Genomic DNA, 14,268 nt, shown 5'->3' with positions numbered 1-14,268 from the left:
TGCCTGCGGTCGCGTTGACCGAGCCGTAATACGCGTACCGCCTCACGCATGCCCGGATTTGAGACATAGCCCCGCGAACCCCGAACCCACACATCATGTCGACCCAATCTGACCTCATCCAGACGTTCTTCCGCGGCTGGTCGCAGCACGACCGGTTTCTGTGGCTGACCACGCCGCTCGGCGCGGACAAGCTCGTCGCCGAGCGCCTGCACGGATGGGAGTCGCTCGATCGCGGCGGCTTCCGGTTCCAGGTCACCGCGCTGAGCGAGCGTCCCGACGTGCCGCTCGACCAGCTGATCGGCGCGCCGATCCTCCTCGAATGGCAGGTCGCGGACGGGCAGGATGCCCGGCGCCCGTTTCATGGTCATGTGATCGCGGCGGAGCTCGTCGGCTACAACGGCGGGCTCGCGCGCGTGAGGCTCGTCGTCGAACCGTGGCTCGCGCTGCTGCAGCAGCGCGTCGACAGCTACAACTTCGTGAACGCGAGCGTGATCGAGATCAGCGAGCAGATCTTCGCGCACTACGCGCGCGGCGCGATCGCGCCGGCATGGCGCTGGGCGCTCGCCGACCCGGCGAGATACGCGAGCCGCAGCCTGACCGCGCAGGCGGGGGAATCGGACTTCGCGTTTCTCGAACGCCTGTGGGCGGAAGAGGGCATCTTCTACTGGTTCGAACACGAAGGCGACGCACAGTCGGCGAACCTCGGCAAGCACACGCTCGTCCTCGCGGACACGAACCAGCATTTCGCGCCGGCCGACGCGGAGATCGTCGGCTTCCATCAGACGAGCGACGGCGATCCGCGCGGCGGCATCCGCCACTTCCTGAACGCGCGCCGCTGGCGCATCGGCAGCGTCGCGCGCGCGAGCTGGGATCATCGAAGCCTGTCGACGCGTCCGTCCGGCATGCGCGCAAGCGGCGCGGTCGCGCCGGGCGAGGATCGCGACGTCGCCGGTCCGTACGCGTTCCAGACCACCGCGATCGGCGACCAGCGCGCGCAGCAGCAACTCGACGCGCAGCGCGTGGCAGCGCTGCAGGCCGAAGGCAGCGGCACGCGTCGCGATCTGCGGCCGGGGCTGCACTTCGCGATGTCGCAACATCCGTCGCTCGATGCATCGCGCGCGTTCGTGTGCCTGCGCGTCGAGCATGACGCGCAGGCGAACGTGGGCGCCGACGTGCACGGCGCGATCGCGCAGCGGCTGGGCGCGATTCCGGCCATGCTCGGCGCCGCGTCCGGCGAGCAGGGCGCCGCACCGGCATTGCACGCGGCATTCGACGCCACGACGCACGACGGCGGCGCGCTCGTGGATGGCGACGAGGTCTACCGGAATCGCTTCTCCGCGCTGCCGTTCGACCAGGCCTACCGGCCGCTGGCACCGAACGGACACGGTGCGCGCGTGCATCCGGTCGCCCTGATGCCGGGCGCCCAGACGACCGTCGTGGTCGGCGCGGGCGATCCGGTCCACACCGAGCGCGATCACCGGATCCGGATCCAGCATCACGCGCAGCGCGGGCAGAATGCCGCGAGTCGCGACGACCATCCGCGCGCGGCGAACGCGCCGGCCGATCGCGGCGCGGGAACCTGGACGCGCATGGTGACGCCGGTCGGCGGCGACAACTGGGGCGGGGTGAGCGTGCCGCGCGTCGGTCAGGAAGTCTGGACCGAGTGGCTGGAAGGCCAGCCGGACCGGCCGGTTGCGGTCGCCGCGCTGTACAACGGGCAAGGCAACGCGGACGCGCAGCACAATGCGCTCGTGGGCGGCCCGAGCAGCAGCACGGCCAATGCGGCGGCCTGGTTTGCCGGCAACGAGCATGCGGCGGTGCTGACCGGCTTCAAGACGCAGGACCTGAGCGCGAGCCAGACCGGCGCGGGCGGCTCGCGCCAATTCATGCTCGACGATACGGCCGGCCAGTCGAGTGCGCGCCTGTCGACGACCGATCACGACAGCGGCCTGACGCTCGGGCACATCAAGCAGGTGCAGGACAACCAGCGTCTGGCCGATCGCGGCTACGGCGCCGAACTGTCGACGCAGGCCGCCGGCGCGCTGCGCGCCGGCGCCGGCTTGCTGATCAGCACCGCGCCGGGCGTGAACCAGATGGACGCGAGCGCCGCGAGCCAGGTGCTCGTGCAGCAACGCGAGATGCTGCAGGGGCTCGCGGATTTCGCGCGCAAGCAGGGCGCGGAGCCGGGCACGGCGCAGGCCGGTGCTGCGACTGCCGGCGGCGCCACGGTGGCCGCTGCGCCGCCGCTTGCCGCGATCGACGGTCTGCAGCAAAGCCAGACGTCGCTCGGTGCGACGCGTGCAGGCAATGGCGCGGGCGGTGCCGGCGGCGGTGCCGTTGCGTGGCAGCATCCGCATCTCGTCGCGCACGGCGCGGCCGGTGTCGCCGCGCTGACGGCGCAAAGTCACGTATGGACGTCGGGCACGCAAACCGTGCTGAGCGCCGGACGCGACGTGCAGGTCACGGTCCAGGGCAAGTCGAGCGTCGTCGCGAAGGAAGGCATCGCGCTGTACACGCACGGCATGTCGGGCGGCAGCCGCCCGGTGTCCGCCGTCGGGATCGCGCTGCACGCGGCGACGGGTGTCGTCACCGTGCAGGCGCAGAACGCCGGGACGCTCGACGCCAATGCGCAGCGTGCGGTGACGGTGTCGAGCGCGCAGGCGAGTGTCGCGCTGCAGTCGCCGAAGCGGCTGCTGCTGACGGCCGCCAACGCGTTCCTGAAGATGGAAGGCAACGACATCGTGATCGGTGCGCCGGGCAAGGCAACGTTCCATGCGGCCCAGCACACGCTGACCGGCCCGCGTTTCGCGAACGTGCAGTTGCCGTCGATGAACAAGCCCGCGTGCGTCGAATGCATGCGGGATCTCGCGCATCGCCACGAAGCGATCGCCACGCGCGGGTGATGGCGATGACCGTGCTGCTTCAGACCTGGGACACGACGGCCGCCGCCGAGCATGCGGCGTTTCCGGATGCCCATCGCTATCTGCTGGCCGATGCGTCGCAACTGCCGATCAACGCGGCGCCGTGGCGCGAGCTGATCGCGCAAGGGCGGGTTCACAACGTGTTCGCGGGGCAGCCCGAGGCGAGCCATCCGGAGGTCTGCGCGCTGGTGTGCGACTATCATGCGCCGCACGTGTCGGCCTTGCTCGAGCGGCACCTCGCCCGGCGGCCGTTCGCGTTTCTGTCGCTGGTCAGCGTGTATCCGCTCGACGCGCTCGCGCCGAAACTCGGCGTCAGGACGCGCGTGACACTGCCCGACGATCGCGACGGCCTGCTGCGGTTTTACGACGCGGCGGTGTTCGAGACGCTGGCGGCCGCGCTGTCCGAGTCGCGCTATCAGGCGCTGTTGTCGCCGTGCGTGTCGTGGACCTGGGTGCGTCGCGACGGCACCGTCGGGACGGTGCGGCATCCGCGCCGGCACGAACGGATCTTCTATGCGCGCATGGACGCCCGGGAGCTCGACGCATTGCGTCGCGACAGCCGGCCGGACGCCGTGCTCGCCGAATTGCGACGCAACGGCCGGATCCCCGTCGACGCGGATCCGTTCGAGACTTACGCGCGCATGCGTCACCTGTTCGGCGTGCTGGATGCACAGGGGCTCGATGATGACCGGCTCGCGTACCGGATCGGTGCGACGCTGGCGATGGTCGGTCACGTGCGGCTCGACGATGCGAGCGTCGCCGAGTGCATCGCCGCGCATCGGCACGATCACGATGCGTTGTGCGATGCGTTGCTCGAGCGCCTGCTCGAACATGACGATGCTGCGGATGCCGGGACGGAGCAGGAGGCGCGGCGATGAGCGTGGCTGCATTGTTTTCGTGGCGCGGCCGGGCCGGGCGCATGCAATGGTGGAGCGTGACCGTGCCGTTGCTCGTCGCCGGCTCGGGGTTCGACACGCTGGCCGACCTGCCCGCCGCGCAGCGGGCGCAGACGGTCGTCGACCTGGCCGGATGGGCGTTCGCGATCGTGATGATCTGGCTGCTCGTCGCGGTGTCGGTACGGCGCTGGCACGACATCGGCAAGTCGGGATGGTGGACGCTCGTCCATGCCGTTCCGGTCGTCGGCGCGTTCGTCGCGATCGCGATGAACGGATTCGTCCGCGGCGACGACACCTGTAACCGGTTCGATCCGCCGTTGCGCGGTGACGGCAACAACGACGCAAGTTTGCGAGGGTATCGATGAAATTCAGAGCAGGGATGCACGTTTTGGCGCTGGTCGGGCTCGGTGTGCTCGCCGCATGCAGCAAGCACGGCGTCGACGTGGCGGCGGAGCCGCATAACGTGTGCGTCACCGGATACAACGAGTACGGCCGCAAGCTGCACGAGTTCTGGCTCGACAACGAGCACAAGTCGGGATGCTTCGGCAATCCGTCGGCGCGCGAGGACGGCGAGGCATTCGGCGGCGGCGGCGGCTTCGCGTGCGGCTGCAAGGTGACGCCGGGGCAGACGGTGAAGCTGTTCTGGGAATTCGCGCAGCCGCTGGACGACATTCAGCGCGGCATCCCGCCCGAGCGCAAGACGATCGACGTGACCATTCCGCAGCCGGAATCGTCGACGTCGCGCTATCTGCGCGTGTATTTCCGCAAGAACGGCACCGCCGAGTTGCAGTGGGTCGACGACATGAACGCGCCCGAACTCAAGCCGACGCAGGAGAAATGAGCGCCATGGCCGAAATCAACCTGAAGAAGGACGCCGCCTCCGCGGAGTCGGACCGCGTCAAGGCCGAGGCCGAGCAGATGTGTCCCGCGTGCGAACACATGCTGTGGGTGAGCTTCTATTTCGACGGCTTCGGTTTCGGCGAGAAGGACGGCCCGCGAACCAACATCCTGAAGCTGTTCAACGCCGCGTACGACAAGAAGAACAAGAACATGCGGCGCTTCTACTATCCGGGTCTCGGTGCGGATTTCGATCCCGAGGCCGGCGTGCTGGGCAAGCTCCTGAAGGACAAGGCGACGGATACCGCCAGCGAGAAGGCCGGCGCCAAGCTCGAGGAGCAGACTGTCGGCAAGGCCAAGGAAAAGGGGATGAAGGTCGCCGAGGACGCGTGGACGCAGAGCGGCAAGATCAAGAATCCGACGCTCGGCAACCGCGTGAGCGACACGCTCGATACGCTGACCGGCAAGGCGAAGCAAGGGATGGGCGACGTGCGCAAGCGGGTCGAGCGCGCGATCGAGCGGCCGGGGGCGGAAAAGAATCGCGCGCTGCGTTACCTGAGTCACGAGTGGAAGGGCTTCTGGCGCGACGTCGTCAAATATCCGTACCGGCTTCCGAAGGCGGTGCTGAAGGAGGTCGGCAAGGAAACGCTGGGTTCGCTGGCCGAGTCGTTCCAGCTCACGCGCGACACGAAGCTCGGCGCCGCGCTGTTCAATACGGGGGTGGATACGCGCCTGAAGGCGGCCGAAGAGGACTTCAAGGCGGCGGTGGCCGGTGCGACGCAGGCCGGCACGGTGAACAAGATTCATGTCGCGATCTTCGGCTACGACATGGGCGGCGGCCTGGCGCTGGCGTTTGCCAAGCAACTGCTCGACGAAGTGGCCAAGGGCGGCAAGTACCAGGGCGTATCGGTCAAGATCAAGTTCGTGGGGCTGTTCGACTGCGTGACGAACCGCTTCGACGACAACCTGCTGACGGGCTACATCCCGCTGAGCAACGCGGTGTCGTCGGATCTGATCCTGTCGCCGGACATCGAGAAATGCGTGCACTACGCGGCCGCGCACGAACTGCGCGTGTACAAGCCGTTGACGATGCTCGGTGTCGACCCGGCCGACATGCGCGGCCGGCGCCAGGAGCGCCTCTTTCCCGGTGCGCAGGTGGATGTTGGCGGCGGCGCGATCGAAGGCGAGGACGGTATTTCCGACAAGCTGGCGCGCCTGCCGCTCGAGATGATGTACCACCGCGCATACGGCGCGGGTATTCCGATGCCGAGCCTGACCGCGCTGGCGAACGAGGACGGCGCGCTGTATCAGCAGATCGTCGCGCCGCAGGAGGTCCAGAGTTTCCAGCTCGACTACCGGATGGCCGTCAAGAAGCTCGTGGCGACGACCCGCGAGATTCCGCCGCTGACGCCGCTGGGCGCTGGCCTCGGCTATCCGTCGGCGCTGCCGAAACCATCGACCGGGCCGCTCGATTTCCTCAATCCGAAGCCCGTGCCCGACATGACGGACGGTTGCCGTGTGCCCGACCCGACGCCGCCGCGTCCGGTCGTCGTGACCGACCTGCCGAAGGACATCCAGGGCGAGCTGAAGGGCCACATGGTCGTGTATATCCAGTGGCTGCGCATGTGGTACGACCAGGCCGAGAATCGCACGGCCGCGGCCGCGCGCAAGCCGGGCTGGCTCGGCGGCGCGGCCAATCCGCTGGCGTACGGGCGTTACGAGAAGCTGGTGCGCGAGATCGACTACCAGAAGCACCACGGTACGCAACCGGGATACGGGTTCGACCGGAAGCAGGCGATGAAGCAGCTCGACGGCGAATTGCCGGCATCGATGTTCAATACCGACCCGCAAGCGCAGGCGCTGTTCTGGCTCTGGAGCAATCCGGGCGATCGCCTGCCGCAGGTCGAGGCGATGTATCCGCTGTTCGTGAAGCACGTGCACGACAGCATGGCCGAGAGCGACATCGAGGCGGTGTGGAGCCACCTCGTGTCGATCAAGAACTACATGAATACGCGGGCGATGCAGAAAATCGCGACCGCGCCCGACAAATCGTTCCTGGACCGCGTCGCGGACGTATACCACTCGCTGGTGTCGACCGTATCGACGCCGTCCGGCACGACGGTCGTCCGGTAGTGCTCCGCCGTCTCGTGCGTTACTTCGAGATGTACCAGAGTGCGTCGGTGCTGACGCGTCGAGCCGGCGTCGTCGCGGCCGGGGCCTGAGGCGTCGCCACGGGCGGCGGCGTGCTCGACGTCACGGCGGTGGGCCACGTCGCCGGTGTGGTCGTCGCGGTCGCTGCCGGCGGGGTGTTCGCCGTGCTGGTCGGCGCGGCCGAACCCGACGTGGACGCCGTGTCGATGTACCACAGCGCATCGGCCGATGCGGTGCGCTTGGCTGCGGCATTCGCGCCGTGCTTCGACGCGGGCGCCGTGCCGGCCGTCGCCGTCCCGGCCGCCGGCGCGCCTGAACGCGGCGTTCCCGCTGCCGCGCCGGCGCCTGCCTGCGTCGTCGCCGTGCCGGCCCCGCCGCGTTGCGCGCGCGCCTCGAACGGCCCGAGCTGGAAGATTAACGTTTGCGCGGGACGCGTCAAAACGGCATACGGGAATTGCAGCTCCCACGACATCAGCACGCGGCCCGACGACGTTTCGGTGAAGATCGCCGGCACGTGCTTCATGTCGCTGAACTGCACGTAGATCCGCGACCCGTCGTCGAACACCTGGGTCGGCTTGGCCTGGTCGGCGCCCGTGACGGTCCAGCCGAAGTTGTACGTGCCGGCCGGGCCGGCGGGGCCGCCTTGCGGTTGCGGCGGCGGGGCGGCCGGCGCGAGCGTGCGCGGCCGCGTGATCGCCGGCGCCGATCCGCTCAGGCTCGCGAACGGGTTGTACGGCTGCACCTGCTGCGGCGGCGTAAAGGACGGTGGAAGGATGGGCATGGGAGTATCCGGCGAATCCGGCATGGTCCGGATTGCATCATAGACCTTGCGCGCATACGCGAGGCGCTTGTCGGGCGACGCGGCGTTGTACGCGCCGATCGCGTTCCAGTTCGCACCGAGCTGGCGGATGTTCTGCGACAGGATCCACGCGCCGACATACGCATTGGTGCACGCATCGAACAGGCTTTCGCGCGTGATGCCTTCGCGTGCGAGGGTCGGCAGCCACGTGCTGTTGATCTGCATCAGGCCGATGTCGACGGTGCCGTTCGTGTTGGCGTTGACGGCGCTCGGATTCATCCCCGATTCGACCTGCGCGATGCCGCGCAGCAGGCTCACGCTGACCTTCTGGAAGGTGGCCGCGTCGTCGAGGCAGTCGGCGCGCGCGATGCCGTGCAGCGCGCACGACATCGCGAGCGTGGCGGCGATCTTCGGCGTGGTGTGGCTGATCGAACGGGCAGTCTGACGCGGCATGGCAGGATGGGGCGGAATCCGGCCGCCCGGTGCAAGGAAATTACGCAGACGCGAAGTGTGCCATAGCGAGCAGACAAATGGCTCGCATCACACTTTCCTTTGCATTTGGCGGCCGTCCGGCGCGTGTTTTCAGCGCGGCCGGCGTCGGTGCGACCCGCTGCAATCGGTAAAAAGGACTGCTTGCCGGGTGCGTGCTGCCTCACGCGATGGCAGTCGCGAAGCTGACGCTGTGCGTCAGTTTTGCCGCGAATGTGCGAAGGTGCCAATGAGCGACGCGCATCGCGAGCCGAGTGCCCACCGATGCGCACACCGGAAACGACGACGGCGGCCGAAGCCGCCGTGTCGGTCGATCGTCGATCGGGCGCCGGCCGATCGTGCAATGCGCAGCCGGCCGCCGCCGATCAGAAGCGGTGACGCAGCCCGAGGTTGACGAGGGTCTGCGAGCTCGTGCCCGCATAGCCATACGACCCGATCGACGCCTGCGCGGCCATCGACCCGCCGGTGCCGTCGCCGGTGCGGCCGCTCGCGTGCTGGTACGCGGCGGTCAGGTACACGTCGGTGCGCTTCGACAGGTTGTAGTCCGCGCCGGCCGACACCTGGTGATAGGTCGCCGACGTGTCGCCGCCCGAGCGCGTGTAGCTGTAGCCGACGCCCACGAGCAGCGCATTCGTCGCCTGGTAGTTCACGAAGCCTTGCCCGGTGTTGTAGTGCTCGTTCGAGTTGAAGGCGGAGCTCGCGTCGCGGCGGTATTGCGCGTTGCTGTAGCCGAGACCGAACGTGAACGGGCCGGCGACGTACTGGCCCGCGATCCGCGCGATGCCGATCGAGTGCGCGCTTGCATAGCCGCTGTTGACCGGGCCGTCGAAGGTGCCGTCCGACGAGCTGTTCCAGCCGTCGCGGATCGTGTTCGATGCGGGGCTGTTGGTCGCGTGGAAGTAGCCGCCCGCGACGCTGAACGGCCCGTTGTTGTACGTCACGGCGGCCGAATACGATTGCGCGGCGCCGGTGCTGCCGGCGATCCCGCCGAACGAATACATCGCCGAGAACTGCAGGCCCGAATACACCGCGGACGTGTACTTCACGGCGTTGTCGACGCGGAAGCTGTTGTCGTAGTTGTCGACGTCGCCCGGCGTCGCGAACACGCTGCCGAGATAGTTGTCGGCGGTGATGCCCTGCACGAGGTCGACGAGCGGATCGTACTGGCGGCCGAACGTGAGCGTGCCGTAACGGTCGCTCGTCAGGCCGACGAACGCCTGCCGGCCGAACAGGCGGCCACTCTGGCCCAGGCGGCCGTTGCTCGGGTCGAAGCCGTTCTCGAGCTGGAACAGCGCCTTCAGGCCGCCGCCGAGATCCTCGGTGCCTTTCACGCCCCAGCGGCTGCCGGCGAGGTTGCCCGCGCTGCTGTTGCCCAGCATCCACGCGCTGTCCTTGCCCTGCGCATGATTCACGTAGGTGATCGACGTGTCGACCACGCCGTACAGCGTGACGCTCGTCTGTGCTTGCGCGGCGGGCATGGCCGCGAACGACGCGATCGACAGCAGCGAGAGGGTCGTGCGTTTCATGTCATCTCCTTGCGTATTGACTGGCATCGGTAAACCGGAATGGCAGGAGACTACAGAGCCACACGCGAACGACAAAAATGAAATTCTCCGATGTTACCTAAAGCAGACAGTTGCATTCTTCGGAAAGGGCCATTGAGGGATTCGCATTATTGAGAAATGCGCATCAATCGGTTTGGTATTCGAGATTGCGGATCGGCGTATTGCCGGATTCGTGATAATTCCGCGGGATTTTCGGCTGAATTCCGGAGACGGGGCATTCGTCGCCGATTGATCAAATCATTATTTAATGAATTGGCTCGTGCGATGCGGGGTGGGCATGTTATCGCGCGCGCTGTGCGAGTCGCCCCGAAGTGGACTCGTCGATCCCGCGGGTTGCGTGCCTGGTTTTGTATATAATAATCATTCTCATTTACAGAATTGCCGCCTGCGCGCCCCCGGAACCCGGCCATGTCCGCTGACAAGCTGTCCCTCCATCGAGAAATCGACGCCCTCTATGCCGGCCATCATGCGTGGCTGCGCGGCTGGCTGAGCCGCAGGCTCGGTTGCGCGCATCGCGCGGCCGATCTTGCACACGACACCTTCGTGCGGCTGCTGGCCCGCGACGAGCCGATCGGTGCCGACGAGCCGCGCGCGTTCCTGACGACGGTCGCGCAGCGCGTGCTGTCGAATCACTGGCGGCGCGAGCAGATCGAGCGCGCGTATCTCGACGTGCTCGCGCAACGCCCCGAAGCGTATGCGCCGTCGCCGGAGGAGCGGGCCGTCGTACTCGAGACGCTCGTCGAGATCGACCGCTTGCTCGACGGGTTGCCGAGCGCCGCGAAGCGCGCGTTCCTGCTCGCGCAGCTCGACGGGCTCACACAGGTGGAGATCGCGCGCGAACTCGGCGTGTCGCTCGCGACGGTGAAGCGTTATCTCGTGAAGGCCGGCACGCAGTGCTTCTTCGCGATGGCGGCCTGACCGATGGCCGCCCCGGGAGCGCCGGCGGTGCCGCCGCAGGTCGCGCGTCGCGCGGTCGAATGGTGGGTCGAGCGGCAGGCCGGCCGCACCGACGATACGTTCGCGCGCGCACTCGCGCGCTGGCGCGCCGAGGATCCGGCGCATGACGCGGCGTGGCGTCATATCGAAACGATGGAGGCGCGCATCGGCCGGCTCGCGGCCGGGCTCGACTCACAGGCCGCGCATGCGGCGCTGCTGCCGCGTCGTTCGCCGCGCCGTCGCGCGGCCGTGAAGGCGCTGGCCGTGCTGCTGTTCGCGGGTGGCGCCGCATGGATGGCCGAGCCCGCGCGCCGCGCGGCGATCTGGCCGGCGGACCTGCGCACCGCGGTCGGCGAGCGGCGCACGGTGACGCTCGCGGATCGCACGGTCGTCGTGCTCGATACCGATACCGCGCTCGACGTGCACTTCGACGCCACGACCCGCCGCCTGCACCTGCTGCGCGGCACGATCATGGTGACGAGCGGCCACGACGACCGCACGCCGGCACGGCCGCTGGCGGTCGCGACCGCGCAAGGCGAGCTGCGGCCGCTGGGCACGCGCTTCGCGGTGCGGCAGCGCGACGGCGCGACGCGCATCGAGGTATTCGCGGGCGCCGTGCGCGTGCAGCCCGTCGACGCGACGGCCGGTACGCGCGTGATCGCGGCGGGCGAGGGCGCCGATTTCACGCGCGACGCGATCGGCGCGCCGGCGCCGCTCGATGCATTTGCATCGGCATGGACGACCGGGATGCTCGTCGCGTCGCGCATGCGGCTCGCGGATCTCGTCGCCGAGCTCGACCGCTACCGGCGCGGCAGTCTGCGTTGCGATGCGGCCGTGGCCGACCTGCGCGTGTCGGGCACTTATCCGCTCGAGGATCCCGCGCGCGTGCTCGACACGCTGAAGGCGACGCTGCCGATCGACGTCGAATACGTGACGCGCCACTGGGCGACGGTCGTGCCGGCCCGTTCATGAGTACCGCGAAAATATTTTTCATCCGGCTGAGCTGTTTCTCGATGTTCGCGTGACATGGGTAGTGAAAGCAGCACTGGCCCATCGTCCACCGACACCTCGATCATGGTTTCCATTCGTCTCACGCATCGGCGCCGCCCGGCGCCCGCCCGTCATCTGCCGTGCGCGTCGCGCGCGGCCGCACCCGCCACGCCGCGCCACCTGGCTCGCCGTCTGGCCGGCGCCGTCCTGTTGTCGGCGCTGCTGCCGCTGCCCGCGCTGGCCGACACCGATACCGACGCGGACACGGCGCCAGCCGCGCAACGCGCATCGCGCCGCGCGTTCGACATTCCGGCCGGCCCGCTCGAAGCGACGTTGAACCGGTTCGGACGCGATGCCGGCATCCTGCTCGCGTTTCCCGCCGAACTGGCCGCCGGCCGCACGAGCGGCGGCGTACATGGCCGGTTCGACATCGACGGCGCATTCGATCGCCTGCTGGCGGGCACGGGGCTCGTCGCGCTGCGCCAGCCGGGCGGCGGCTATACGCTGATGCGCGCGAACGGCGCGGTTGCACCGGCCGCGGCGGCCGGCACCGAGGCGGCCCCCGAGCTGCCGACCATCACCGTGCGCGACAGCGCGCTGCGCGCGCAAAGCTACCGGCCGCCGAAGGAAGCGGGCGTGCTGCGCACCGAGATTCCGCTGCTCGACACCGCGCAGGCCGTCAACGTGGTGCCGGCGCAGGTACTGCGCGACCAGCGCCCGCGCAACCTCGACGACGCGCTCGGCAACGTGAGCGGCATCACGCAGGGCAACACGCTCGCGGGCACGCAGGACACGATCATGAAGCGCGGCTTCGGCGACAACCGCGACGGCTCGATCATGCACAACGGGATGCCGATCGTGCAGGGGCGTTCGTTCAACGCGGCGGTCGATACCGTCGAGGTGCTGAAGGGGCCGACGTCGTTGCTGTACGGGCTGATGGATCCGGGCGGTGTGGTGAACGTCGTCAGCAAGCAGCCGCAGATGACGCGCTACAACGCGATCTCGCTCGGCGCGTCGACCTTCGGGCACGGCAGGAACGGCGGCAGCGCGACCTTCGACTCGACCGGCCCGATCGGCGATTCGCGGCTTGCGTACCGGCTGATCGTCGACCAGTCGAACGAGCAGTACTGGCGCAACTTCGGCGAATACCGGCAGACCTTCGTCGCGCCGTCGCTCGCATGGTACGGCCGCGATACGCAAGTCGTCGTGTTCTACGAATACCGGACGTTCCATTCGCCGTTCGATCGCGGCACCGCGCTCGATCCGCGTACCAACGCGCCGCTCGACATTCCGGCGCGGCGGCGCATCGACGAGCCGTTCAACAACATGGACGGCGAATCGCACCTTGCGCAGCTGAGCGTCGATCACCAGTTCAACGCGGACTGGAGCGCGCATGTCGGCTACAGCTACAACCGCGAGACTTACGACGCGAACCAGCTGCGCACGACCGGCGTCGACCCGGTGACGGGCACGCTGTCGCGCAGCAACGACGCGACGCACGGCTCGCTCAGCACCGACAGCTACGGCGTCGGCTACGTGAACGGCAAGCTGACGCTCGCGGGGATGCGTCACGACGTGCAACTGGGCGTCGACACCGAGTATCGCCGCATCTATCGCAAGGATCTGCTGCGCCAGGCCGTGAAGACGCCGTTCAGCTACATCGATCCGGTGTACGGGCTGCTGCCGCCGTCGAGCACGGTGTCCGCGAGCGACAGCGACCAGACCGACACGCTGCACGATACGTCGGTGTTCTTCCAGGACAGCATCCACCTGACCGACAAGTGGATCGTGTCCGGCGGGTTGCGTTACATCACGTACAACCAGGTTGCCGGGCGAGGCCGGCCGTTCAAGGCGAACACCGACCTCAGCGGCTCGAAGTGGCTGCCGCGCGCGGGCGTCGTCTACAAGTGGACCGATGCGTTCTCGCTGTACGGCAGCTATTCGCAGTCGCTGAAACCGTCGTCGTCGATCGCGCCGATGACGTCGGGCTACGTGATCGATGCCGCGACGCCGCCCGAGGAAGCGACCGCATGGGAACTCGGCGGCAAGCTCGACCTGCCGGGCGGGATGACCGGCACGCTTGCGCTGTTCAACATCGACAAGAAGAACGTGCTCGTGTCGCAGTTCAACGACACGACGAAGCTGACCGACTGGCGCACGTCGGGCAGGGCGCGCTCGCGCGGCGTCGAGATCGACCTGTCGGGCAGGATCGGCGAGCGCGTGAACGTGATCGCGAGCTATGCGTACATCGACGCGAAGACTACCGAGGATCCGCTGTACGCGGGCAACCGGCTGTGGAACGTCGCGCGCCACACGGCGTCGCTCGCGGCCGTCTACGACGTCGGCACGCTGGCAGGCGGCGACGACCTGCGCATCGGCGCGGCCGTGCGTTACGTCGGCGCGCGGCCCGGTGATTCGGCGAACAGCTTCACGCTGCCGTCGTACGTGCTCGCCGACGCGTTCGCGACCTACGACACGCGGCTCGGCAAGCAGAAGCTGTCGTTCCAGCTGAACGTGAAGAACCTGTTCAACCGCACGTACTACCCGTCGAGCGCGAACCGCTATTTCGTCGCGATCGGCGATGCGCGGCAGGTGTCGTTGCTGACCACGCTGCAGTTCTGAACGGGCGATTCACGCAATTCGCCCGATTCACGCTGATTCACACAATCGCCGCGCGTCGCGCA

Annotated in this window: 10 protein-coding genes; 8 read left to right on the top strand and 2 right to left on the bottom strand. The window is 68.2% G+C overall.

Features of this window, described 5'->3' with window-relative positions; all coding sequences use genetic code 11:
- Positions 1-95: 95 nt before the first annotated feature.
- The 5 genes from BX604_RS00695 to BX604_RS00675 are packed head-to-tail and all read left to right on the top strand — an operon-like array spanning position 96 to position 6,787.
- Complete coding sequence (locus BX604_RS00695) at positions 96-2,903, top strand: type VI secretion system Vgr family protein (protein WP_098549122.1); 2,808 nt, start codon at positions 96-98, stop codon at positions 2,901-2,903.
- Positions 2,904-2,908: 5 nt separating this feature from the next.
- Complete coding sequence (locus BX604_RS00690; protein ID WP_257146261.1) at positions 2,909-3,799, top strand: DUF4123 domain-containing protein; 891 nt, start codon at positions 2,909-2,911, stop codon at positions 3,797-3,799.
- The gene (locus BX604_RS00685) at positions 3,796-4,182 is read left to right on the top strand and encodes a DUF805 domain-containing protein (protein ID WP_098549120.1); all 387 of its coding nucleotides are present in this window, start codon (positions 3,796-3,798) and stop codon (positions 4,180-4,182) included. The genes BX604_RS00690 and BX604_RS00685 overlap by 4 nt, the downstream gene beginning before the upstream one ends.
- The gene (locus BX604_RS00680; RefSeq protein ID WP_098549119.1) at positions 4,179-4,658 is read left to right on the top strand and encodes a DUF3304 domain-containing protein; all 480 of its coding nucleotides are present in this window, start codon (positions 4,179-4,181) and stop codon (positions 4,656-4,658) included. Before BX604_RS00685 ends, BX604_RS00680 begins: the two co-directional genes overlap by 4 nt.
- A 5-nt stretch (positions 4,659-4,663) precedes the next feature.
- Positions 4,664-6,787, top strand: a complete 2,124-nt coding sequence (locus tag BX604_RS00675; protein ID WP_098549118.1) for a phospholipase effector Tle1 domain-containing protein — start codon at positions 4,664-4,666, stop codon at positions 6,785-6,787.
- 19 nt (positions 6,788-6,806) lie between these two features.
- Here BX604_RS00675 and BX604_RS00670 read toward each other — a convergent pair whose 3' ends face one another.
- On the bottom strand, positions 6,807-8,057 hold the full coding sequence (locus BX604_RS00670) for a transglycosylase SLT domain-containing protein (protein ID WP_098549117.1): 1,251 nt from the start codon (positions 8,055-8,057) through the stop codon (positions 6,807-6,809).
- A 401-nt stretch (positions 8,058-8,458) separates the two neighbouring features.
- Positions 8,459-9,619 (bottom strand): porin, encoded by a 1,161-nt coding sequence (locus tag BX604_RS00665; RefSeq protein ID WP_098549116.1) that lies wholly within the window; start codon positions 9,617-9,619, stop codon positions 8,459-8,461.
- Between the two features lie 447 nt (positions 9,620-10,066).
- On the opposite strand from BX604_RS00665, the gene BX604_RS00660 reads away from it, so the two are divergent.
- From BX604_RS00660 to BX604_RS00650, 3 genes are read left to right on the top strand one after another with little or no spacing between them, the layout of a single operon-like run.
- The gene (locus BX604_RS00660; RefSeq protein WP_098549115.1) at positions 10,067-10,576 is read left to right on the top strand and encodes a sigma-70 family RNA polymerase sigma factor; all 510 of its coding nucleotides are present in this window, start codon (positions 10,067-10,069) and stop codon (positions 10,574-10,576) included.
- 3 nt (positions 10,577-10,579) lie between these two features.
- A complete protein-coding gene (locus BX604_RS00655; protein ID WP_098549114.1) occupies positions 10,580-11,566 on the top strand; it encodes a FecR domain-containing protein in 987 nt (328 codons plus the stop codon).
- A gap of 54 nt (positions 11,567-11,620) precedes the next feature.
- Positions 11,621-14,206: a TonB-dependent siderophore receptor gene (locus tag BX604_RS00650; protein ID WP_098549113.1), complete on the top strand. Its 2,586-nt coding sequence runs from the start codon at positions 11,621-11,623 to the stop codon at positions 14,204-14,206.
- The last annotated feature ends 62 nt before the right edge of the window (positions 14,207-14,268 follow it).

Source organism: Burkholderia sp. JKS000303 (genome assembly GCF_002563755.1).
Taxonomy (GTDB): Bacteria; Pseudomonadota; Gammaproteobacteria; order Burkholderiales; family Burkholderiaceae; genus Burkholderia; species Burkholderia anthina_B.
This window is presented reverse-complemented; position numbering and strand designations above follow the sequence as displayed.